This window comes from Schumannella luteola, assembly GCF_013408685.1.
Lineage (GTDB): Bacteria > Actinomycetota > Actinomycetes > Actinomycetales > Microbacteriaceae > Schumannella > Schumannella luteola.
In genome coordinates this window covers 2,500,097-2,522,482 of sequence record NZ_JACBZY010000001.1, presented here as the reverse complement: position 1 = coordinate 2,522,482, position 22,386 = coordinate 2,500,097, and the positions used below count along the sequence as shown (strand labels likewise).

At 71.8% G+C, this 22,386-nt stretch carries 21 protein-coding genes and 1 pseudogene; 16 read left to right on the top strand and 6 right to left on the bottom strand.

The features are described 5' to 3' along the window. Positions 1 to 15: 15 nt before the first annotated feature. The 5 genes from BJ979_RS11395 (at position 16) to BJ979_RS11375 (ending at position 4,436) form a co-directional block, all read left to right on the top strand. Complete coding sequence (locus BJ979_RS11395) at positions 16 to 846, top strand: arginase family protein (RefSeq protein WP_179567942.1); 831 nt, start codon at positions 16 to 18, stop codon at positions 844 to 846. Positions 847 to 953: 107 nt separating this feature from the next. Next, positions 954 to 2,378, top strand: coding sequence for a dihydrolipoyl dehydrogenase family protein (locus tag BJ979_RS11390; protein ID WP_179567940.1), 1,425 nt, complete (start codon positions 954 to 956; stop codon positions 2,376 to 2,378). Then, on the top strand, positions 2,345 to 2,815 hold the full coding sequence (locus tag BJ979_RS11385) for a hypothetical protein (protein ID WP_343046679.1): 471 nt from the start codon (positions 2,345 to 2,347) through the stop codon (positions 2,813 to 2,815). Before BJ979_RS11390 ends, BJ979_RS11385 begins: the two co-directional genes overlap by 34 nt. Beyond that, complete coding sequence (locus BJ979_RS11380) at positions 2,812 to 3,618, top strand: SDR family NAD(P)-dependent oxidoreductase (protein WP_179567938.1); 807 nt, start codon at positions 2,812 to 2,814, stop codon at positions 3,616 to 3,618. Before BJ979_RS11385 ends, BJ979_RS11380 begins: the two co-directional genes overlap by 4 nt. 59 nt (positions 3,619 to 3,677) lie before the next feature. After that, the gene (locus tag BJ979_RS11375) at positions 3,678 to 4,436 is read left to right on the top strand and encodes an alpha/beta fold hydrolase (RefSeq protein WP_179570274.1); all 759 of its coding nucleotides are present in this window, start codon (positions 3,678 to 3,680) and stop codon (positions 4,434 to 4,436) included. 6 nt (positions 4,437 to 4,442) lie between these two features. Here BJ979_RS11375 and BJ979_RS11370 read toward each other — a convergent pair whose 3' ends face one another. Further along, positions 4,443 to 4,799 (bottom strand): SIP domain-containing protein, encoded by a 357-nt coding sequence (locus BJ979_RS11370; protein WP_179567936.1) that lies wholly within the window; start codon positions 4,797 to 4,799, stop codon positions 4,443 to 4,445. Between the two features lie 105 nt (positions 4,800 to 4,904). Then, a complete protein-coding gene (locus BJ979_RS11365) occupies positions 4,905 to 6,323 on the bottom strand; it encodes an amidase (protein WP_179567934.1) in 1,419 nt (472 codons plus the stop codon). Positions 6,324 to 6,442: 119 nt separating this feature from the next. Between BJ979_RS11365 and BJ979_RS11360 the strand changes: the two genes are divergently transcribed. Genes BJ979_RS11360 through BJ979_RS11350 form a run of 3 tightly spaced genes read left to right on the top strand, consistent with a single transcriptional unit; the run spans position 6,443 to position 8,525 of the window. Continuing rightward, complete coding sequence (locus tag BJ979_RS11360) at positions 6,443 to 6,859, top strand: GntR family transcriptional regulator (RefSeq protein WP_179567932.1); 417 nt, start codon at positions 6,443 to 6,445, stop codon at positions 6,857 to 6,859. Next, positions 6,856 to 7,746, top strand: a complete 891-nt coding sequence (locus tag BJ979_RS11355; RefSeq protein WP_179567930.1) for an ABC transporter ATP-binding protein — start codon at positions 6,856 to 6,858, stop codon at positions 7,744 to 7,746. Before BJ979_RS11360 ends, BJ979_RS11355 begins: the two co-directional genes overlap by 4 nt. After that, positions 7,743 to 8,525 (top strand): ABC transporter permease, encoded by a 783-nt coding sequence (locus BJ979_RS11350; RefSeq protein ID WP_179567928.1) that lies wholly within the window; start codon positions 7,743 to 7,745, stop codon positions 8,523 to 8,525. The genes BJ979_RS11355 and BJ979_RS11350 overlap by 4 nt, the downstream gene beginning before the upstream one ends. Positions 8,526 to 8,595: 70 nt before the next feature. Here the strand turns inward: BJ979_RS11350 and BJ979_RS11345 are convergent, their stop codons facing one another. The 3 genes from BJ979_RS11345 to BJ979_RS11335 all read right to left on the bottom strand — a co-directional run bounded on the left by BJ979_RS11345 (position 8,596) and on the right by BJ979_RS11335 (position 10,708). Then, positions 8,596 to 9,174, bottom strand: a complete 579-nt coding sequence (locus BJ979_RS11345) for a GNAT family N-acetyltransferase (protein ID WP_179567926.1) — start codon at positions 9,172 to 9,174, stop codon at positions 8,596 to 8,598. Between the two features lie 107 nt (positions 9,175 to 9,281). Continuing rightward, on the bottom strand, positions 9,282 to 9,980 hold the full coding sequence (locus BJ979_RS11340; RefSeq protein ID WP_179567924.1) for a uracil-DNA glycosylase: 699 nt from the start codon (positions 9,978 to 9,980) through the stop codon (positions 9,282 to 9,284). Beyond that, positions 9,977 to 10,708, bottom strand: a complete 732-nt coding sequence (locus BJ979_RS11335; protein ID WP_343046676.1) for a Type 1 glutamine amidotransferase-like domain-containing protein — start codon at positions 10,706 to 10,708, stop codon at positions 9,977 to 9,979. Before BJ979_RS11335 ends, BJ979_RS11340 begins: the two co-directional genes overlap by 4 nt. A 97-nt stretch (positions 10,709 to 10,805) precedes the next feature. On the opposite strand from BJ979_RS11335, the gene BJ979_RS11330 reads away from it, so the two are divergent. Then, a complete protein-coding gene (locus tag BJ979_RS11330) occupies positions 10,806 to 12,329 on the top strand; it encodes an MFS transporter (protein WP_179567921.1) in 1,524 nt (507 codons plus the stop codon). Between the two features lie 92 nt (positions 12,330 to 12,421). Continuing rightward, positions 12,422 to 14,002, top strand: a complete 1,581-nt coding sequence (locus BJ979_RS11325) for an AMP-binding protein (protein ID WP_179567919.1) — start codon at positions 12,422 to 12,424, stop codon at positions 14,000 to 14,002. A gap of 30 nt (positions 14,003 to 14,032) precedes the next feature. On the opposite strand, the gene BJ979_RS11320 is transcribed toward BJ979_RS11325, so the two are convergent. After that, positions 14,033 to 14,803 (bottom strand): SDR family oxidoreductase, encoded by a 771-nt coding sequence (locus BJ979_RS11320; protein WP_179567917.1) that lies wholly within the window; start codon positions 14,801 to 14,803, stop codon positions 14,033 to 14,035. 67 nt (positions 14,804 to 14,870) lie between these two features. Here BJ979_RS11320 and BJ979_RS11315 point away from each other — a divergent pair, with 67 nt between their 5' ends. The 6 genes and pseudogenes from BJ979_RS11315 to BJ979_RS11290 all read left to right on the top strand — a co-directional run bounded on the left by BJ979_RS11315 (position 14,871) and on the right by BJ979_RS11290 (position 22,270). After that, positions 14,871 to 15,989, top strand: a complete 1,119-nt coding sequence (locus BJ979_RS11315; RefSeq protein ID WP_179567915.1) for an acyltransferase family protein — start codon at positions 14,871 to 14,873, stop codon at positions 15,987 to 15,989. 136 nt (positions 15,990 to 16,125) lie between these two features. Further along, a pseudogene (locus BJ979_RS11310) lies at positions 16,126 to 17,463 on the top strand (bifunctional o-acetylhomoserine/o-acetylserine sulfhydrylase); the annotation flags it as partial. Positions 17,464 to 17,545: 82 nt separating this feature from the next. Continuing rightward, complete coding sequence (gene metX, locus BJ979_RS11305) at positions 17,546 to 18,751, top strand: homoserine O-acetyltransferase MetX (protein ID WP_179567911.1); 1,206 nt, start codon at positions 17,546 to 17,548, stop codon at positions 18,749 to 18,751. A 359-nt stretch (positions 18,752 to 19,110) separates the two neighbouring features. Beyond that, positions 19,111 to 20,271, top strand: coding sequence for a sensor histidine kinase (locus tag BJ979_RS11300; RefSeq protein WP_218853771.1), 1,161 nt, complete (start codon positions 19,111 to 19,113; stop codon positions 20,269 to 20,271). Next, entirely contained in the window at positions 20,268 to 21,560 is a 1,293-nt protein-coding gene (locus BJ979_RS11295) for a hypothetical protein (protein ID WP_246286762.1), read from the top strand. The genes BJ979_RS11300 and BJ979_RS11295 overlap by 4 nt, the downstream gene beginning before the upstream one ends. A 38-nt stretch (positions 21,561 to 21,598) precedes the next feature. Then, the gene (locus BJ979_RS11290) at positions 21,599 to 22,270 is read left to right on the top strand and encodes a response regulator transcription factor (protein ID WP_141163299.1); all 672 of its coding nucleotides are present in this window, start codon (positions 21,599 to 21,601) and stop codon (positions 22,268 to 22,270) included. The last annotated feature ends 116 nt before the right edge of the window (positions 22,271 to 22,386 follow it).

The window sequence follows — 22,386 nt, the reverse complement described above, 5'->3', positions numbered from 1 at the left end:
GAATACAGTGTCGCCATGGCCGTCAGCTTCGTCGTCGTGCCCGAGTGGCAGGGTTCCGGGTCCGCGCGCGCGATGCGTCTGGTGGATGGGGCGCTCGCGATCCGCGAGGATCTGCCGCCGGGAGCGACCGTCACCCTCGATGTGCCGCTCGAAGCCGGCGACCGCGAGGGCACCGGCATCCACCGCTTCAGCTCGCTGCGTCTCGTGCGCGAGCGCTTCGCCGACGCGGTCGCGCATCTGACCGACCCGGTCGTTCTCGTCGGCGGCGACTGCGCCGCCGAGTACGGCGCGGTCGCCCACGCGGTGCGACGTGCCGGCTCCGCCGCACCGACGATCGTCTGGTTCGACGCGCATCCCGACGCGAACGGCCTCGAGTCCTCGCCGAGCGGCGACTTCAACGGCATGGTGCTGCGCGCGCTCGCCGACGACGGCGTGATCGATGCCGCGCGCATCGTTCTCGCGGGCGCCCGAAGCCTCGACGCCGCCGAGGACGAGTGGATCACCGAGAACCACGTGCCGCTCGTGCGCGCCGATCGGCTCACCGACCCGGCGGCCCTCGTCGCCGCGATCGCGGCCACCGGCGCCACGAGCGTCTACCTCCACATCGACGTGGATGTGCTCGACCCGGCTGAGCTCCGCGGCATCGGGGATCCCGAGCCCTTCGGCGTGAGCGCGGAGACGCTGCTCGCCGCGATCCGCGCGGTGCGCGCGCGCTTCACGCTCGCCGGGGCCGGCCTGACGCAGTACTCCCCCGCCGACGAGGACTCGATCAGCGACGACGCCGGCACGCTGCTGCGCATCATCGGCGCGCTCGCGTGCGGCGGCGCCGACACACCCGCCGCCTGAGCCCGGACGCTCGGGCGCCCGGACGGCGGGTGCCGCCCAGCGGACAGATTCCTGAACGACGCCCGATCCGCCGGTGAGAGCGCCCTGCTCCCCCGTAGCGTGGGCGCATGCAGACCCGTGAGACCGATGTCATCGTGATCGGAGCCGGCGCTGTCGGCGAGAACGTCGCCGACCGCACCGTGCAGGGCGGCCTGGAGACCGTCATCGTCGAGGCCGAGCTCGTCGGCGGCGAGTGCTCCTACTGGGCGTGCATGCCCTCGAAGGCCCTGTTGCGCAGTGCGGCCGTGCTGCGCGAGGCGCGCGCGGTCGACGGTGCGAAGCAGGCCGTGACCGGCGAGCTCGACGTGGCCGGGGTGCTGCGCCGCCGGGATGCGATGACGCACGACTGGAACGACTCCTCGCAGGTCGAGTGGCTGAACGGCGCGGGCATCGACCTGGTGCGCGGCCACGCTCGCATCACGGGCGAGCGCGAGCTCGTCGTGACCGCCGAGGACGGCGCCGAGACGCGCATCACCGCGCGTCACGCGATCGTCGCGGCGACCGGCTCGGCCGCGCTGCTGCCGGACGTGCCCGGCCTGCTCGACCTGAAGCCCTGGACGAGCCGCGAGGCGACGAGCGCGCACGAGGTCCCGGCGCGTCTCGCCGTGATCGGCGGCGGCGTGGTCGGCGTCGAGATGGCGACCGCCTACGCCGGCTTCGGCAGCGACGTGACCGTGATCGCCCGCAGCGGCCTGCTCGGCGGGCTCGAGTCCTTCGCCGGTGAGGCCGTCGCCGAGGGGCTGCGCGAACTCGGCGTCACCGTGAAGACCGGCGCCGACCTCGTGGCGGCGCGGCGCGAGGGCGACGACGCCGTCCTCGAGCTGAGCGACGGCACGACCATCCACGCCGACACCGTGCTCGTCGCGACCGGCCGCGTGCCGCACACCGGCGACCTCGGGCTCGAGACGATCGGACTCGAGCCGGGCGCCTGGCTCGACGTCGACGACACCCTGCGCGTGCGCGGCGTCGACTGGCTCTACGGCGTCGGCGACGTCAACCACCGCGCGCTGCTGACCCACCAGGGCAAGTACCAGGCCCGCGCCGCCGGCGACGTGATCGTCGCGCGGGCGAAGGGCACGACCGTCGACGACGCGCCCTGGGGTGCGCACGTCGCGACCGCCGATCACAGCGCCGTGCCGCAGGTGGTGTTCTCGCATCCCGAGGTCGCCTCCGTCGGGCTCACCGAGAAGCAGGCGCGGAATGCCGGGCTCGAGGTGCGCGTGCTCGACTACGACCTCTCCTGGGTCGCCGGCGCCTCGACCGTCTCCGACGACTACCGCGGTCAGGCGCGGGCGATCGTGGATGCGGAGCGCGAGGTGATCGTCGGAGCCACCTTCGTCGGCCCGGCTGTCGGCGAGCTGCTGCAGGCTGCCACGATCGCGATCGTCGGCGAGGTGCCGATCTCACGCCTGTGGCACGCGGTGCCGCCGTACCCGACGGTCAGCGAGGTGTGGCTGCGGTGGCTCGAGAGCTTCGGGCGCCCGACCCCCTGACGCCGGCCCCGCCGACGCCCGGCGAACTGCGGCTCGCCCGACTGTGCGCCGCGGTCGCACGAGTGCGCTGGCTGCGGGCGCTGCTGCTGTTGCCCCCGATCGCGCTCAGCGGCTATGCGATCGCGACCGCGGCGGGCTGGATCTGGGGCGCCGCGTTGCTGCTCGCGCCGGCGCCGCGCTCGCAGGGCGGCGTCGTCGTCTGCGACGGTCTGCCTTCCTGGGCGTTCGGCCGCGGCGGCACGACTGTCGGCGCGATCTACCTCACGCGCGATAACGTCGCCGAGCGGGTGCTGCGCCACGAGGCCGTGCACCGGGCGCAGTGGCGCCGCTACGGTCTCGCGTTCATCCCGCTCTACTTCGCCGCCGGGCAGGACGCCCGCGGCAACCGCTTCGAGATCGAGGCGGGTCTGGCCGACGGAGGGTACGCCGACACATGAGCAAGACCATCGTGATCACGGGAGCCAGTTCGGGCATCGGGCGCGCCGCCGCGCTCGCTCTCGCCGCCGAAGGGCACGAGATCGTCGTGGTCGGGCGCGACCCCGAGCGCACCCACGAGGTCGCCGAGCGCATCGACGCCGTCCACCACCTCGTCGACTTCGACTCGATCGCCGACGTGCGCCGCCTCGCCCGCGACCTCGCGGAGCGGCACGAGCGCATCGACGTGCTCGCGAACAACGCCGGCGGACTCGTCGACCGTCGCGAGCCGACCGCCGACGGCGTCGACGTCACCTGGCAGCGCAACGTGCTCGCGCCCTTCGTGCTCACGACCGAGCTGCTGCCGAAGCTGGTCGACAACGGCACCCGGGTGCTGTTCACCGGCAGCGTTGCCCAGGCCTTCGGCCGGGTGGATGCGGTGAACCCCGGCCGAGCCGGGCGCCCCTGGGTGGGCGGCTGGTCGGCCTACGGAGCCGCGAAGCGCGCTGACATCATGCTCGCCAAGGAGCTCGCCGCGCGCACCGGTCTGGAGAGCTACTCCTTCCATCCCGGCTTCATCGCGAGCCGCTTCGCCGGTCTCGACGTGAGCCCGCTCGCGCCCATCGTCGCGCAGGTCGCGGGCAGCCCCGAGGAGGGAGCCTCCCCGCTGATCTTCCTGGCCACCGCCGAGCTGCCCGGCATCCCGAACGGCACCTACTTCGACCGCCTCAAGCCCTTCGGCCGGCTGTCGGCGCAGGCGAAGGACCCGGGCGAAGCCGCGAAGCTGTGGGAGTCGCTCGAGCGGCTGGCGTCGCGCATCTCCTGACCCCGCTAGCGTTGTCGCACGTGAGTCTCGTGCCCGACAGCCCCGCCCCGCGTTCCGTCATGTCCCGCGACGGGCTCGCCCTCGCGACCTACGACTTCGGCGAGGCGGCCGGGCTCGACGAGACGGCCGCGACCGTGCTGGCCGTGCATGGCTTCGCCTCGAGCGCCCGCGCGAACTGGCTCGCGACCGGCTGGGTACGCGAGCTCACCCGCGCCGGCTTCCGCGTGGTCGCCCTCGACCAGCGCGGTCACGGCGCGAGCGCCCGCCCGCACGAGAGCGCCAGCTACTCGATGCAGGCGCTCGTCGGCGATGTCGTCGACGTGCTCGACACCTACATGATCGACGACTGCGCCTACGTCGGCTACTCGCTCGGCGCCCGCGTCGGCTGGCACGCCGCGCTCGAGATCCCCGAGCGGCTGACCCGCCTGGTGCTGGGCGGCATTCCCGACGGCGACCCGCTCACGCGGTTCCGGGTGGATGAGGCGCAGGCCTTCGTCGACCAAGGCACGCCGGTCGAGGATCCGCTGACGCAGGGCTACATCACGATGGCGAGCGGCGTCGCCGGCAACGATCTCGCCGCGCTCGTGGCGCTCGTCGGCGGGATGCGGGGCGGGCTGCAGCCGGATCCGGCCGATCCGCCGCGTCAGCCGGTGCTGTTCGCGACCGGCAGCGACGACGGGATCCTGGCGAAGTCGAAGGCGCTCGCCGCCGCGACGCCGCTCGGCGAGTTCGTGGAGATCCCCCGGCGCAACCACTTCAATGCGCCGGTCGCCCGCGAGTTCCGCGAGGCGGGCGTGGAGTTCCTCACGCGCGACTGACCGGCGTCAGGCCGAGGTGATGGCGTGCGCGGCACGGTCGCCCGCGATCCACGCGTAGACGCGGTGCTCGCGCTCGAGCTCCAGCGGCAGCATCTCGGCGAGCCACGCGTCGACCGCGATGCGCAGCGACTGCCCGCGGTCGCGCACGAGCCAGCTGACGCAGACGCGACCCGGGGTCTCGAGGTGCCCAACCTGCTCCGCGCTCTCGACCTCGACGAAGATCCGTCCGCGAGCGCGGGCGGGAAGAGTCGCGACGAGGGTCTCGATCACCGGCAGCTCGGCCGCGTCGGCGGCGAGCAGGATCGTGTCGCCCGCGTCGGGCTGCCAGCTGACGGAGGCAGCGAGGACGTCGGAGAGGAGCATGATGGGGCAAGTATAGGCTTACCTAACCTCGCGCGCACCCCTGTTCCGGCTGAGAGATCGCCGCACCGCCAGCGGAGCGGATCTCCCCGGCGGTCGGCTCGCGGCTCACCACTGCGGCGGGTGCCGTCGATCCCAGTGCAGCCGGCGCTCGAGCTGCGCGCCGATCGCGAGCAGCACGTCCTCCCGGCCCGGCCGCCCGATCAGCTGCACGCCCATCGGCAGCCCGTCGGCAATCTGGTGCACGGGCAGCGTGATGGCGGGCAGGCCGACGACGTTCACGAAGCTCGTCCACGGCGTGTAGGCGCACTGCTGAGCGAAGTTGCGCTCGGGGTCGTCGTGGTCGTACCAGCCGATCGGCCGCGGCGTCATCGCGAGCGTCGGCGTGATAATCGCGTCGTAGCCCGAGAAGGCGCGGATCGTGCGGCGCTCGAAGTCGCGCAGCCAGGAGATCGCACGGCCGAGATCGACCGCCGTGAGCTTCCGTCCCTCGTCGACGAGCCAGCGCGTCAGGGGCTCGAGCAGGTCCAGACGTTCCTCCTCGACGGGGATGCCGGCGGCACCGGACTGCCACACCGTGCGGAACGCCGCGGCGTACCCGGGCTCGGCGCCGGGGTCGGGCAGGTCCTCGATGCCGTGACCCAGCGCATCCAGCTCGCGCAGCGCGAGGGCGAGTGCGTCGTCGCTCTCGGGATGGGGCGCGATCTCGTACTCGTCCGACCACGGCGACCAGCGGGTGACGCCGAGCTGGAAGCGGCCCTCGCCGCGCACGGCGGCATTGAGATAGGCGCCGCCGTCCCAGCTGGGCGCCCGCGTGGCATGGTCGTACTCGCCGGCGCCGACGAGCGCATCGAGCAGCAGGGCGGCGTCGGCGACGCTGCGCGCGAGCGGACCGGGCACCACGAGGCCGCCGAGGCCGTCGAGTCCGGTGCCGGCGGGCACGCGTCCGCGTGAGGGCTTGAGCCCGACGAGTCCGGTCGCGGCGGCGGGGATGCGCACGCTGCCGCCGCCGTCGCTGCCGGGCGCGATGGGCAGCAGCCCGGCCGACACGGCGACCGCCGCTCCGCCGCTCGACCCACCGGCGCCGCGCGCGGTGTCCCAGGGCGTGCGCGCCGGCGGGGCGACGAGCGACTCGGTATAACTCGGCATTCCGAACTCCGGTGCGTTGGTCTTGCCGAGGCTGATGCCGCCGGTCGCGTCGAGCGCGTCGGCGAGCTCGTCGCTCGCCTCGGGCACGTAGCCCGAGAAGGCGCGCGAGCCGTATCCCGTCGGCACCCCGGCACGGGCCGTGAGGTCCTTGTCGGCGAGCGGCAGCCCCCAGAGCGCCGCGGCACGCCCGGGCGACGAGGCCAGCTCCTCCGCGCGTTGACGGGCCTGCTCGGGCGTCACGGTCACGAAGGCGCCGAGATCCCCATCCAGTCGCTCGATGCGGGCGAGGTAGTGATCGACCAGCTCGCGCGGCGAGATCTCGCCGCGGCGCAGCCAGTCGAGCTGGTCGACGGCACTGAGGTGATGCAGCTCGAACACGCTCCGAGCCTAGGTCGGCGAGTGCGACCGGCGCAGGGCGCCGACGCGGAACCACGGCACGAGATCGCCGCGAGGGGTTGACGGATCACCGCCCGCCTGGTTGGTTAGTTACATGACTAATGAACCAACCAGCCGCACCGCGCGACGCTGCACGGTTCCCCGACGGAACGAGAGCCACCGTGGATGACTCGCGGCCGATCTTCCTGCAGATCGCAGAGCAGATCGAGAACGACATCATCGCGGGGCAGCTCGCCGAGGAGACGCAGGTCCCCTCGACCAACGAGTTCGCCGCCTTCCACCGCATCAACCCCGCCACCGCCGGCAAGGGAGTCAACCTCCTGGTCGACGCCGGCGTGCTCTACAAGAAGAGAGGAATCGGGATGTTCGTCGCCGAGGGCGCCCGCGCCCGGCTCATCGACGACCGCCGCACCGCCTTCGCGGAGCAGTTCGTCACCCCCCTGCTCGCCGAGGCCGCCAAGCTCGACATCACCCCCGAGCAGCTCAGCGCCATGATCACCGAGAGGAGCACACGATGACCGCCGTCGTGCGCACCCGCGGGCTCACCCGCGAGTACAAGGAGCTCACCGCCGTCGACGACGTGACGATCGAGTTCGAGGAGAACCGCATCCACGGCCTGCTCGGCCGCAACGGCGCCGGCAAGACGACGCTCATGTCGCTGCTGACGGGCCAGGAGTTCGCGACCCGCGGCGAGATCGAGGTCTTCGGACAGGACCCGGTCGAGAACGCGGCCGTGCTGTCGCAGGTCTCGTTCATCCGCGAGAGCCAGCGCTACCCCGAGGACTTCCAGGTGCGGCACGTGCTCGGCACCGCCCCGCGCTTCCTGCCGCACTGGGATCAGGACTTCGCCGACCGCCTGATCGACGACTTCCGCCTGCCGGTCAAGCGCCGCATCAAGAAGCTCTCGCGCGGCCAGCTCAGCGCGGTCGGCGTCATCGTCGGCCTCGCCGGACGCGCCCCGCTGACCTTCTTCGACGAGCCGTACCTGGGGCTGGATGCGGTCGCACGGCAGCTGTTCTACGACCGGCTGCTCGAGGACTACAGCGAGAACCCGCGCACGATCGTGCTCTCCACGCACCTGATCGACGAGGTCGCGCAGCTGCTCGAGCACGTGATCGTGATCGACAACGGCCGCATCGTCGTCGACCAGGAGGCTGACGCGCTGCGCGGCAGCGCGACCACGGTCGTCGGCCGCCGCGCCGACGTCGAGGCTTTCGTGGGCGCTCGCGAGGTGCTCGGCCGCGAGGGGATCGGCGGTCTCGCCTCGGTCACCGTCGCCGGCCTCTCCCCCGACGAGCGCCGCGCGGCGACGGCAGCGGGCCTCGAGCTCGCGCCGGTCTCGCTGCAGCAGCTCGTCGTGCGCCTCACCGGCGCCACCGATACGGATCTGGAGAAGAGCGCATGACCTCCGCCACCATCCCCTCGAACGCGGCCCCGCTGCCGTCGACCCCGTCGCTCGGCCGCCGACTCGGCAACGTCGTGCGGCTGCACCTCGCGAACCCGACCACGATCCTCGTGGTGCCGCTCTCGGTGCTCGCCGTCGTCTTCGTCGTGATGATGGCGATCGCCGGCATGATCCTCATCAACGCGGGCGACACCACGACCGTCGAGAAGGTGTCCACGGGCTTCCAGTACAGCGGCGCCGGGTTCTACATCTTCGTCTACATGATGGTCGTCGCCATCCAGGCCATGAACGCGACCTTCAACTACGCGCTCGGCCTCGGCGTCACCCGCCGCGACTACTACCTCGGCTCGGCGGTGACCTTCGTGCTGCTCTCGCTCGCCTTCACCGTGTTCTTCGCGGTCATGGGCGCAATCGAGGATGCGACGAACGGCTGGGGCGTCGGGGTGCGCATGTTCACTTCGATCTACTACGGCGACTCCGTGGCGACGCGCTTCGTGGTCGTGCTCTGCGCCTTCCTGTTCTTCTTCTTCGCCGGAACCGTGTTCGCCGCGGTGTTCGTGCGCTGGAAGGGCATGGGGCTGACGCTGCTGTTCCTGGTGCTCGCCCTGCTCGGCGTCGGCGCGGCGTTCCTGGTCACGATCACGCGCAGTTGGGATGCAGTATGGGGCTGGGTGAACACGACCGGCTACCTGGGGCTCGCGCTGTGGAGCCTCGTGGTCACGGTGATCATGGGCGTGGCCGGCTGGGCGCTGCTGCGGCGGGCGACACCGCGCGGCTGACGCCACCGCGCTGGGCGACGGCGGCACACGACGAGGCCCGCATCCGCTCACCGGATGCGGGCCTCGCCGTCTACTTCAGCGACTTCTGCAGCAGCACCGTGCCGAGCCAGCGGCCGAACTTGAAGCCGACCTTGCCCATGTGCCCGGTCTGCTTGAAGCCCTGCTTCTCGTGCATCGCGATCGAGGCCTCGGCCCCGCGGTCGGCGATCACGGCGATGATCTCCTTGATGCCGGCCGCCTTCGACTCCGCGATCAGCGCGGCGAGCAGGGCCTTGCCGAGGCCCTTGCCGGTGGAGGCGGGACGCAGGTAGATCGAGTTCTCGACCGTGAAGCGGTAGGCGGCCTTGGGCTTCCACGGGAAGACGTAGGCGTAGCCGATCAGCTGACCCGAGGGCGTGACGGCAGCGATCCACGGATAGCCGAGCTTGCGCACCGCCGCGAGCTTCGCCCGCATCTCCCTCAGCGTCAGCGGGTCCTCGTCGAAGGTGACCGTGGTGTTGGCGACGTAGTGGTTGTAGATCTCGAGCATGTCGGGCACGTCGGTCGGCTCGGCGGCGCGCAGCTCGTAGGAGAACTCCGGCTCGGCGGTCGGCTCGGGGCGCAGGTGGCGCGGCAGCTGGCGGCGCGGGTTGTACTCCTCTTCGAGCACGGCTCCTCCGTTTCCGCTCCGCCCGGCACGGTGCATGGTCCCACCCTGACACGGCGCGGTCACCGCCGGGTCTCCGGGGTGTTTCGTCGTCGTGTCGAGCAGGGCGGTCAGTCGGGGATGCGCCAGTCGACCGGCGCCGCGCCGAGCGACTCGAGCGCCGCGTTCGCCCGGCTGAACGGCTTCGAGCCGAAGAAGCCGTTCGACGCCGAGAGCGGGCTGGGGTGCGGTGAGGAGATGATCGGGGTCTCGCCGAGCAGCGGCCGCAGCGTGCCGGCGTCGCGTCCCCAGAGGATCGCGACGAGCGGGCCGCCCCGCTCGACCAGCGACTGGATCGCCCGCTCGGTCACCGCCTCCCAGCCCTTGCCGCGATGGGATGCCGCTGATCCGGCTCGCACCGTCAGCACGCGGTTGAGCAGAAGCACGCCCTGGTCGGCCCAGGCCGTCAGGTCGCCGTGCTCGGGGGTCGCGATGCCGAGGTCGTCGCGCAGCTCGCGGTAGATGTTGCCGAGACTGCGCGGCACCGGCCGCACGTGCCGGTCGACCGCGAAGGAGAGCCCGATGGGATGCCCGGGGGTCGGGTAGGGATCCTGGCCGACGATCAGCACCCGCACGTCCGCCAGCGGACGTGCGAAGGCCCGCAGCACGGCGTCGCCGGCCGGCAGGTAGCGGTGCCCGGCGGCGGTCTCCGCGCGCAGGAAGTCGCCGAGCTCGTGCACGCGCGACTCCACCGGCGCGAGAGCTGTGGCCCAATCCGGCGCGACCAGCTCGGCGAGAGGTCTCGGAGCCGCGGCCGCGTCGGCGGTCACTCGCCTCCCCCGAGCGTCGCCACCGCGACGCCGTCATCCGTCTCGACGATCTGCCACACATTGCCCGTGCCGCCGACCGCGAGCGACTCGTCGCCGACGATCAGCACGGTGCCCTCGTCGATCGCGACTCCGCCGGGCACGAGTCCGGCCTGTGTCGCCGCGACGAGGCGCGACAGCGTGCCCCACTGCGCCGCGTGCACGTCGATCGCGAGGTCGACCAGCCCGAGACCCGACACCACCGTGACCTCCTCGAGGTCCTCCGCGGTGTCGGAGGGGCAGACGACGATCCCGTCGATCTGCCAGCCGCCGATGAGCGCGTGCTCGGCGGCGATCATCGCGCCCGCCGAGAACCCGAGGTAGGGCAGGCCGTCGGCCACGAGCAGACGCACCTCGTCGTAGAGCGGCTCGAGGGCGTGGTGGTAGGCCGGGGTGAGCCCGCCGCCGACGAAGAGCGCGTCGATGTCGCTGAGCACCGAGCTCGCGATCTGCTCGCCCTCGGCGACGACCGTGACGACCGGATCGCAGGGCGCGACCGCTTCGAGAGCGGCGCGGTAGCGGCGTCGCAGCTCACCGGCGTCGGCGTCCTCCTCGGCGATCACGACGACGCCGATGCGCGGCACCATGCGCGAGCTCCCCGCGGCGCGCACCGAGGCTTCGGCGATGAAGCGGCCGTAGACCTCCGGGTCGCCGGCGTCGCGCCAGCCTCCGCCCACGAGATGGATGCTCACACCGGCTCCTTCCTCGCCGCCGCACCGCGCGATCGGCCCCGCCAGGCTATCGGCGCGGCCGTCGCACCCGAGGCGAGGATCGCTCTAGCATCCGTGCATGACGACGCCGCGCCTCCCCGATCCCCCGACCGCGTCGCCACGTCGCCGCCCGGGCTCGATCACCCTGTCGCTCGTCGGGTTCCTGTTCCTGGTCGAGCTGGCCAGCGGCATCCTGCAGGGCTACTACGTGCCGCTGATCAGCGACATCGTCGGGCACCTCGGCATCCACGACGCCGACTTCAACTGGTTCGAGGCCGGCCAGCTGCTGCTCTCGGCGGCGACCGTGCCGCTGCTGGCGAAGCTCGGCGACATGCTCGGCCACAAGCGGATGCTGCTGATCTCGATCGCGGTCACCGCGCTGGCCTCGTGGGCGCTCGTGCTCGCGCAGGACTTCACGACCTTCCTCATCGCCTGGTCGCTGCAGGGGGTCGCCGCCGTCTGGCTGCCGCTCGAGGTCGCCCTGATCTTCGACCGCGGGCGGCGCACCGGCACCGCCGCGACGGCGACGCGCCGCTCGGCCGGGCTGCTGGTCGTCGCGCTCGAGGTCGGGGCGATCGCGGGTGCCCTCGGCGGCGGACGACTGTTCGCGGCGCTCGGCGAGCAGGTGCCGCCGACGCTCATCGCCCCGGCGGTCGTGGTCTCGCTCGTGTTCTTCGCCGTGCTGTTCGGCGTGCCCGAGTCGGAGCCCCTGCCGGGTCGTCGCCTCGACGGCGGCGGCTTCGCCCTGCTCGCTCTGAGCCTGGTGCTCGTCACGAGCGGGCTCACCTTCCTGCGCCTGAACGGGCCCGGCGCGTGGTGGGTCTGGGCGTGCATCGCCGCCGGGGTGCTGCTCCTCGTGCCCTGGGGCCGCCTCGAGCTGAAGCATCCGGATCCGGCGATCGACCTGCGCGCGCTGGGCCGCCGATCGATGTGGCCGATCCAGCTCACCGCGGGTCTCTTCGGCATCAGCGTGCTCGGCGCGCAGGTGCCGCTCTCGACCTACGCGGGCACCGATCCCGCTAACGGCTACGGACTGGGGCTGGATGCGGGCGACCGCTCGATCGTGATCGGCATCTACCTGGTCGCGCTGATCATCGGAGCCGGCGTCTTCGCGGCGCTGTCGCGCGTCATCCGCCCGCGAACGATGCTGCTGATCGCCGCGCTGCTCGTCGCGCTGGGCTACCTGCTGTTCGTGCCCTTCCACCTCACGCTCGCCGAGGTGCTGACGAACATGGTGATCGCGGGGCTCGGCAGCGGCGCCCTCGTCGCCGCCCTGCCCTCCGCCGCGGCCGCCGCCGCCCCGCGCGGTCAGACGGGGGTCGCGACCGGGCTCACCAACACGACCAAGACGATCGGCGGCAGCTTCGCCTCCAGCGTCTTCGGCGTCGTGCTCGTGACCGGAGCGGGCATGTCCGCCGCCTCGCTCGGCGGCTACCTCACGGTCTGGATCGTGTGCGGTGCCGGCGCGCTCGCCGCGTTCGGGGCGCTGCTGCTCGTGCCGCGCTCCGCGTTCTCCGACAGCGACCCCGGGTCGGGGCGCGACGGAGACGCCGCTGCCGATCCGATCGTCGTGCCGCCGGAGCCGCACAGCCCTGCTGTCTGATTCCCGCGACGATCGCCTCGGCGCTTGTCGCGACGGGCGACGGCGGCGAGGATCGAGACAGCAGCCCACGACAGGTGTTCAAAGGAGAGCGCATGTTCCGCAGCCCCTTCCCCGACGAGACGATCCCCGAGGTCAGCCTCTTCGACTACCTCTTCTCGGGGATCGACGAGGCCGACCTCGACCGCGTCGCCCTGGTCGACGGCCCGAGCGGCGCCGAGACGACCTACCGCCAGCTGGTCGGCCAGGTCCTCACCCTGTCGGGGGCGCTCGCCGCCGAGCGCATCGGCGTCGGCGACGTCGTCGCTCTGCACAGCCCGAACGTGCCCGCGTTCGCGACCGTCTTCCACGGCATCCTGCGCTCCGGCGCGACCGCGACCACCGTGAACGCGCTCTTCACGGCCGAGGAGATCGTCAAGCAGCTGCGCGACTCGGGGGCGCGGATGCTGTTCACGGTCTCGCCCCTCCTGCCGGCCGCGCTCGCGGCGGCGCGCGAGGTCGGCATCCCCGACGCGCGCATCGTCGTGCTCGACGGAGCCGAGGGCTTCCGATCGCTGCGCGACCTGCTCACCCTCGGAGCGCCGCCGCCCGAGGTGCGCTTCGATCCCGCCACCCATGTCGCCGTCATGCCGTATTCATCCGGCACGACCGGTCGTCCCAAGGGCGTGATGCTGAGCCACCGCAACCTCGTCGCGAACGTGCAGCAGTGCGCGCCGGTGCTCGACATGTCGCCGGATGATCGCATCCTCGCAGTGCTCCCCTTCTTCCACATCTACGGCATGACGGTGCTGCTCGACCTCGCCCTGCAGCGTCGCTCGACGCTCGTCACGATGCCCCGCTTCGATCTGGTGCAGTTCCTCGAGCTGATCCAGAACCAGCGGCTCAGCTTCCTCTTCATCGCGCCGCCGATCGGCGTCGCGCTGGCGAAGCACCCGCTGGTCGACCAGTACGACCTGAGCAGCCTGCGCGGGCTCATGTCCGGAGCGGCGCCCTTCGACACGGCCCTCGGCGAGGCCGTGCAGGCCCGCACCGGTGCACGGGTCCAGCAGGGCTACGGCATGAGCGAGTCGAGTCCGGTCACGCACGTCATCCCGCCGAGCCGGGCCGATCTGCCCATCGGCTCGATCGGCTTCCCGATCGCGAACACCGAGTGCCGGCTCATCGACGTCGAGACCGGCGACGAGATCACGGCACTCGACGGCGACGCCGAGCGCAGCCGCTCCGGCGAGCTCTGGGTGCGCGGCCCGAACATCATGCTCGGCTATCTCGGCGACGCCGAGGCGACCGCCCAGACGGTGGATGCCGACGGCTTCCTGCACACCGGCGACATCGCCCAGATCGGCGCTGAGGGCGAGTACTACATCGTCGACCGGCTCAAGGAGCTCATCAAGTACAAGGGCTACCAGGTGCCGCCGGCCGAGCTCGAGGCGCTGCTGCTGACCCATCCGCTCATCAGCGACGCCGCCGTGATCGGCGTGCCCGATGACGAGAACGGCGAGGTGCCGAAGGCCTTCGTCGTGCGGGTCGCCGACGCCGAGCTCGACGAGCCGACCGTGATCGACTTCGTCGCCGAGCACGTCGCGCCCTACAAGAAGGTGCGTCAGGTGGAGTTCATCGACGCGGTGCCGAAGTCGACCGCCGGCAAGATCCTGCGCAAGGACCTCCGCGGGCGCTGAGCACGGATGGGGCCGCGGGTCGGCCGCCGATCAGTCCTTCGGCGCGAGCGGCCCGCGAGCGAGCTTGTAGGGCGCGCCCTGCGCCACCGGCTTGATCGTCACGAGGTCGAGGTTCACGTGACCGGGAAGCTCGATCGCGTGCACGATCGTCTCGGCGATGTCGTCGGCCGTGAGCGGGTTCTCGACGCCCTGGTACACCGCGTCGGCGCGCTCCTGGTCGCCGCCGAAGCGCACGAGCGAGAAGTCGGTCTTGACCATGCCCGGCGCGACCTCGATCACCCGGATCGGCTCGCCGACGAGCTCGAGCCGCAGCGCGCCCATCAGCGCGTGGGCCGCGAACTTCGCCGCGTTGTAGCCCCCGCCGCCCTCGTAGGCGACCTGCGCGGCGATCGAGGTGATGGTGAGGATGTCGGCGTTGCCGTGCTCGGCGGCACCCCGGCGCAGCGCCGGCAGAAGTGCGCCGATGAGCTGCTTCACGGCGATGACGTTGATCTCGAACATCGCGCGCCAGTCGGCGACGTCGCCGTGCTCCACCGTGTCGAGGCCGAAGGCCCCACCCGCGTTGTTCACGAGCGCATCGAGCGGGCCGAGGGCCGAGATCTCGACAGCGGCTCGTTCGAGCGCCGCGTCGTCGGCGAGGTCCGCGACGACGGGCACCAGGCCGATCTCGGCCTGCAGCTCGGCGAGCCGCTCGGCTCGGCGCGCGACGCCGACGACCTCCCAGCCGTTCGCGGCGAACCGTCGCGCGGTCGCCTCCCCGATCCCCGAGCTCGCACCGGTCACGACCACACGCTTCGTCATGTCTCAACGCTAGGACATGGCGGGCTGACGGCGTGCGCCGAGACCGCGCCGCTACGCTGACGGCACGATGACGACCACCGCCGCCGCGTCCGCGCCCGCCGCCCCGAAGCCGAAGGTGCGCATCCCCCTGTGGGACAACGCCCGCTGGGCCTCCGTCGCGCTCGTCGTCATCGGCCACGCGATCCAGCGCCAGACCTCCGACTCCGACAACGCGCTGGCGCTCTACCTCTTCATCTACGCCTTCCACATGCCGGCGTTCGCGATCATCAGCGGCTACTTCGCCAAGGCCGATCCGCCGACCGGGCGCAGCATGCGCCGGCTCATCGGCGACATCCTCGTGCCGTACATCGTCATGCAGGCGATCTGGACCTTCGTGCAGTGGCTCGTCGAGGGCAAGAACAGCTTCAATCCGACGCAGCCGCACTGGACGCTCTGGTTCCTGCTCGCGCTCGGCATCTTCCGAGTGGTGCTGCCCTACCTCGTGCAGCTGCGCTGGCCGATGCTCTGGGCCGTGCTCTTCGCGGTCGGGGTCGGCTACTTCGACAACGTCGACTCGACGTTCTCGCTCTCGCGGGCGATCGGCATCGCGCCGTTCTTCCTGCTCGGCTGGTACCTGCGCAAGTGGCCGGTGGTCGACTGGTGGCGCCGCGCCGGCGCCGGCGCGGTCTGGGGCGTGCGCGCGGCCGCGGTCGCCGTGTTCGCGACCTGGTTCGCCGTCGTCTACGTCAACGTCACGCCGTTCCGCGACTTCGACCTGCGCTACTGGTTCTTCTACGACGACTCCTTCAAGGGGCTCGGCGAGAACGAGTGGTGGGCCGGGTTCCTGCGATTCGGGCTCATGCTCTTCGCCGTGCTGCTCTCGGCGGCGTTCTTCGCGCTCATCCCCCGCCGCGAGACCTGGTTCACGGCCTTCGGGCAGGCGACCATGTACATCTACCTGCTGCACTCCTTCGTGCTGTACCCGATCCGCGAGACCGGCATCCTCAAGGACGAGCACGCCTCGGCCACCTGGCTGCTGACCATGGTGCTCGCCTCGCTCGCCATCGCGATCTTCCTCGCGAGTCCGCTCGTGCGGCGGATCTTCCGGCCCGTGATCGAGCCGCGGGTCGACTGGCTCTTCGTCGAGCGGGATCCCCGTCGCCCGGGGCCGCGACGCACGGATCCGATGGGATCCCGCCGCCGCTGAGACGCGCTCGCGCCACCGCGCTCGAGTCCTCGATCGCGCCCGGGTTACGCCTCGTGTCGGGCTCCGTTGACCGCCGCGCACCCCCTGCCTAATCTCGTGACGAGCCGGGCACCCGAACCGGAGTCCATCCCGAGACGATGAAACAGGGGAGACCATGAGCGACTGGCAGTTCGAGACCCGACAGGTGCACGCGGGGGCGGCGCCCGACCCGGTGACCAACGCCCGTGCGACGCCGATCTACAAGACGACCTCGTACGTCTTCAACAGCGCCGACCACGCCAAGAACCTGTTCGCGCTCGCGGAGTTCGGCAACATCTACACCCGCATCAACAACCCGACACAGGATGTGCTCGAGCAGCGCATCGCGGCGCTCGAGGGCGGCACGGCGGCGCTCGCGGTCGCCTCGGGCTCCGCGGCCATCAACTACGCGATCCTGAACATCGCCGAGGCCGGCGACCACATCGTCTCCTCGTCGTCGATCTACGGCGGCACCTACAACCTCTTCAAGTACACCTTCGCCAAGCTCGGCATCGAGGTCACCTTCGTCGAGAACCAGGACGACCTCGAGGAGTGGAACGCGGCCGTCCGCCCGAACACGAAGGCGTTCTTCGCCGAGACGATCGGCAACCCGCGCATCAACGTGCTCGACATCGAGGGCGTCTCCGCGGTCGCGCACGAGGCCGAGCTGCCGCTCATCGTCGACAACACGATCGCGACGCCGTACCTCATCCGCCCCTTCGAGTTCGGCGCCGACATCGTCGTGCACTCGGCCACCAAGTTCCTCGGCGGCCACGGCACGGTCATCGCCGGCGTCATCGTCGACGGCGGAAAGTTCGCCTGGAGCCAGCACGTCGACAAGTTCCCCGGCCTCACCGAGCCCGACCCCTCGTACCACGGCGCCAGCTACACGACCGTGCTCGGCGACAGCATCGCCTACGTCATCAAGGCCCGCGTGCAGCTGCTGCGCGACACCGGCGCGGCCCTCTCGCCCGACAGCGCCTTCACGGTGCTGCAGGGCGTCGAGACGCTCAGCCTGCGCATCGAGCGTCACACCGCGAACGCGCAGGCGATCGCCGAGTGGCTCGAGCAGCACGCCGACGTCGCGAGCGTCAACTACTCGGGACTCGAGTCGAGCCCGTGGCACGCCGCCGCGCAGAAGTACGCGCCGCTCGGCGTCGGCGCCGTCGTCAGCTTCGAGCTGAAGGGCGGCGTGGATGCGGGCCGTGCCCTGGTCGAGAGCGTCAAGCTGTTCAGCCACCTGGCGAACATCGGCGATGTGCGCAGCCTGATCATCCACCCGGCGTCGACGACGCACTCGCAGCTCACCCCCGAGCAGCAGCTCACGACCGGCGTCACCCCCGGCCTCGTGCGTCTCTCGGTCGGCATCGAGAACGTCGACGACCTCAAGGCCGACCTCGAGGCCGGCTTCGCCGCCGCCCGCGCGGTCTCGGCGCAGTCCGCCGCGGAGGCCTGAGCCACCGCATCCGCATCACCGGCAGGAGCCCGGTCGTCGTAACACGGCGGCCGGGCTCCTCCGCGTCCGGGATGATGGAGGCGTGGACTGGCAGACCCCCGAAGACGCCGTCCCCTCCGCCTTCGTCACCGAGTCGAACCGCCGCGCGCTCATCGGAGCCCCGCCGGTCTCCGGAGCCTGGCGCGACGGGGACGCTCCCGGCGACCGCCGTTTCACCGGCATCGGCCCGCTCGACCTCGAGCGCGGCGGCGCGCTGCCGCACGTCACGATCGCCTGGGAGAGCTGGGGCGAGCTCAACGCCGACCGCAGCAACGCGGTGCTCGTGCTGCACGCGCTGACCGGCGACAGCCACGTGATCGGACCCGCGGGCGACGGGCACGCGACCGCGGGATGGTGGTCGGGCGTCGTCGGCGAGGGGCTCGCGCTCGACCCGGCCGAGTGGTTCATCCTCGCGCCGAACATGCTCGGCGGCTGCCAGGGCTCGACCGGCCCGGCGGCCCTCTCCCCCGACGGCCGCGAGTGGGGATCCCGCTTCCCGTACCTGACGATCCGCGATCAGGTCGCCGCGCAGGTGCGCCTCGCCGACGAGCTCGGCATCGCCCGCTGGGCGCTCGTCGTCGGCGGATCGATGGGCGGCATGCACGCCCTCGAGTGGGCGATCGAGCACCCGCAGCGCGTCGACAGGCTCGCCGTGCTCGCCGCTCCCCCGCTCTCGGGCGCCGACCAGATCGCGCTCAACTCGGTGCAATCCGAGGCCATCCGCATGGATCCGGCCTTCGCCGGCGGCGACTACTACGACGCCGACGACGGCAGCGGGCCCCACCACGGCCTCGCCCTCGCCCGCCGGATGGCGCTGCTCAACTACCGCTCGCCCACCGAGCTCGACGACCGCTTCGAGCGCAGCTGGCAGTCGGGGCTGAACCCGCTCGGGGGCGGCGGCGTGTTCGCGGTCGAGAGCTACCTCGGCTTCCACGGCAACAAGTTCACCCGGCGCTTCGACGCGAACAGCTACCTGGTGCTGGTGGATGCGATGAACTCGCACGATGTCGGCCGCGACCGCGGGGGGGTCGCCGCCGCGCTCTCCCGCGTGACGGCCCGCACGCTCGTGCTCGGCGTCGACAGCGACCGCCTGTTCCCGGTGAGCGGCCAGGAGGTCATCGCCCGCCACGTGCCCGGCAACATCGACGGCGACGTGCCCGTCGTGCTGAGCTCGCCCTACGGGCACGACGCGTTCCTCATCGAGTTCGCCGAGGTGGGCGCGGAGCTCGCGCGGCTGCTGCGCGACTGAGCGCACCCGACGACGGAGTCCCCGCGTGGGCGTGGCCTCCGCGACGACCGGCGCAGAACCCCGGAAACGAGGAAGGGACCGCATCCCCCGATGCGGTCCCGCTGTTTCCCCCGAGGTCCGCATCCCCCGATGCATGACCTCGAACCGGACTCGCATCCCCCGATGCGTGTCGACGCGCATCCCCCGATGCGGAGTGTCGACGCCGGTCCTAAGAACGTGGCTTCCGATCCCGTGGGATCGGCCCCCTCTTTCCGTGAGCAACGCTAACGGCTTGTCCGTACCGCGTGGCACCCCCATAAACGGGGACAGTCTGGGAACATGAGGCTCGCGCACAGAGGAGGAACGCCGGCGTGGAACTGATGACGCGGGAACGCGACGGTCTTCTGCAGCGCATCGCGCGCATCTACGGCCTCGGGTTCGCGGCCGTCGCGCTGCTCTGTCTCGTCGGCGGCGTCGAACCGCCGACCCTCGCCGTGGCGGCCGTCCCCTTCGTCGTGCTCGTGCTCGGGCTGTGGCGTCTCGGCGCGAGCCGGTCGCTGCTCTGGCCGATCCTCGTCGTGCTCGCGGGCGGCGGCACGATCGTCGCCGTGCTCTCCCTCGGCCCCGACACGCCGTCCTCCGGCGCGATCGCCGGGGTCACCGCCATCGCGGCCGGAGCTACCGCGAGCGTCGCCCTCACCCTCACCTCGTCGATCGGCCGGGTCATCCTGCTCGTCATGAGCTTCGTCGCGATCGGCGGCACGACGCTGGTGTTCGCCGGCTCACTCGGGCCCACCGAGCTCTTCCTGCTGCGCATGGCGGGGCCGGTTCTGCTCGGCTGGGCGGTCGCCGCGTTCATCGCCGTCTGGCTCAGCGCCGGCCTCCCCCGCGTCTCGCGACGCATCGCGAGCATCGGCCGCGCCCACCGCGCCGAACGTCAGGCGAGCGAGACCGAGGCGCAGCGCCGCCAGGGCGCCCGCCTGCTGCACGACACCGTGCTGGCCACGCTCACCCTGCTCGCGCACTCCGGCGTCGGAGTCAGCGAGGACGCGCTGCGCGAGCAGGCCGCCGGGGATGCGAAGCTGCTGCGCCAGCTCCGGCTCGGCGCGACCCCCGCCCCGGCCAGCGCCGGGGTCTACAACCTCACGCCGGTCGAGCAGACCGAGCTCGGCACGACCCTCGAGTCGGTCAAGTCGCGGTTCGGCCGGATGGGGCTCGAGGTCACCTGGCACGGCACCGGCCAGCTGCTGCTGCCCAGCCACATCCTCGACGCCTTCCTGCTGGCCCTCGCCGAGTGCCTCGAGAACGTGCGCCGCCACTCCGGCGTGACGCAGGCGCACGTGACGATCACCGAAGACGAGAAGACGGTGCGCGCGATGGTCACCGACCAGGGCGTCGGCTTCGACATCGCCGACGTGAGCGAGGCCAAGCTCGGCTTCGCGGAGTCGGTGGTCGCGCGCCTGCGCGACGTCGGCGGCAACGCCCGACTGTTCTCGGCCCCCGGCGCGGGCACGACCGTGGTGCTGGAGGTTCCGCGATGAGCATGAAGCGCACGGGCGGCTCGACCGCCGGAGCAGGCGGCATCGAGAGCATCGTCCCCGAGGAGAACACCCTCGGCATCGTCGTCGGCCGCGCCGGCCGCGCCGTCGTCGGCACGGCCCGCCGTCTCACCCGGCCGGGCTCGCCGCACCGGGCGAGTCTCGGCACGACCTTCCTCGGCTTCGGCGCCGCGGTCGTGGTGGGGCTGCGCTCGATCTACGGCCTCACCGAGTTCCTGGGCTCCTGGGGCACGTACCCGCAGCCGATCATCGCCCTGCTCGCGTGGATCGTGCTGCTCGCCGCCTTCGCCGCGGTCATCGTGACCGAGCGGGTCGTCGGCGACCGGCTTCCGACCTGGATGTTCGTGCTTTTCCTCGCCGGCGTCGCGGCCGCGGTCGCGCTCGACCTGACGGCGACCTGGGGCTTCTCCGACCTGGGCGGACACGCCACCGCGGCGGCCGTGGCCGGGATGGGGATGCTGCTGGTCGTCGGCCTCCGCGGTCGGGCGGAGGTCATCTGGGCCACGAGCGCGCTGGCCGCGGTGCTCATCATCGCGATCTTCCTCGGCACCCCCATCGCGGCCGAGAACTGGGCCGACCAGGTCTACCTGCTCGCCGGCGCCGTGCTCCCCGCCGTGATCGGCATCGCGGTGGTCGAGGGCTTCCGCGAGATGGTGCAGACCGAGCTCGACCGCTCGCTCGTGCAGAGCACCGTCTCCGCTCCCCGCTTCGCGGTCGGCATGCTCGCCTCCGAAGAGCTGGCACGACTCGACCTCGCCGCCGAGGAGCTGCTCGACGGCGTCGCCGAGGGGCGCACCCGCCTGCCGCTGAGCCCCCGCTCCGCCTCCGTCGCCGCGTCGCTCGCGACCGAGCTGCGCCTGCACCTCATCGAGGGCCGTCGCGAGACCTGGCTGTACCACGCGGTCAGCGAGTCGGAGCTGCTCGGCCGGGCGGTCACGCTCATCGACAAGTCCGGCCTCGCCGGCCTGCTCGACGCGGCGCAGCGCGACGGGCTGCTCGCCGCCGCATGGTTGCTCGTCAACGACACCACCAAGGCCGCCGCGCGCTCGCTGACGATCGAGATCGGCCCCGTCGTGGGCGGCGCCGCCGCGGCGGTGCCCGGCAAGATCTCGGTGCCGATCGTGCTCACCTCGGCCGGAGTTCCGCGCAATCGTGTGGATCCGTCGATCTGGGACGCCCTCGGCCGGGTGGGGCGATACTCTGACAGCACTCAGGATTCCAGCCTGCGCGTCGACATCGACTGTCTCGTCGACAACCCGGCGGAGCACTGACATCCGGTCGGAGGGGCCGGAGAACGGAAGGACACATCGTGAGCAACTACCCGGAGCGCATCCGGCTGGCGCTGGTCGACGACCACAGGATGCTGCTCGGCGCGCTGACCGAGTGGATCCGCAATGCCGCCGACGACATCCAGATGGTGGCGGCGGTGACGACGTGGCCGGAGCTGCTGACGCACCCCGAGTTCCCCGTCGACGTCGTGCTGCTCGACCTGGACCTCAAGGACAACATCCCGGTCGCGCTCAAGATCTCGACGCTCAAGACCACGGGCGTGCGCGTCGTGCTGATGAGCACCTACTCCGAGCCGAACGTCGTGCGTGAGGCCCTCGCGGCCGGTGCGCTCGGCTACCTGGTGAAGAGCGAGGACGCGTCGATGATCGTCGAGGCGATCCGCGCGGCTGCGCAGGGCGAGAGCTTCATCTCGGCGGAGCTCGACCTCGCCATCAACGCGGCCGACATCGGCGGCGCCCCGAAGCTCAGCGCCCAGGAGCGCCGCGTCATGGCGCTCTACGGCGGCGGCGAGCCGGTCAAGGCCGTCGCCTACAAGCTCGGCATCTCGGAGGAGACCGCGAAGAGCTACCTCAAGCGCATCCGCGAGAAGTACCGCGTCGCCGGCATCGACGTGGGCACGAAGGTGGCACTGCGTCGCCGCGCCATCCAGGACGGCATCCTGATCCAGGACTCGCCCACCGGCACCTTCTGAGCCCAGCCCCGAACGCCACGGAGCCCCGGACGATCTCGTGTCGTCCGGGGCTCCGTTCGTTCGGGCTCCGATCGCGCGGTTTCCGTCACCGCGGGCTCAGCCCCGGCGCGGATGCG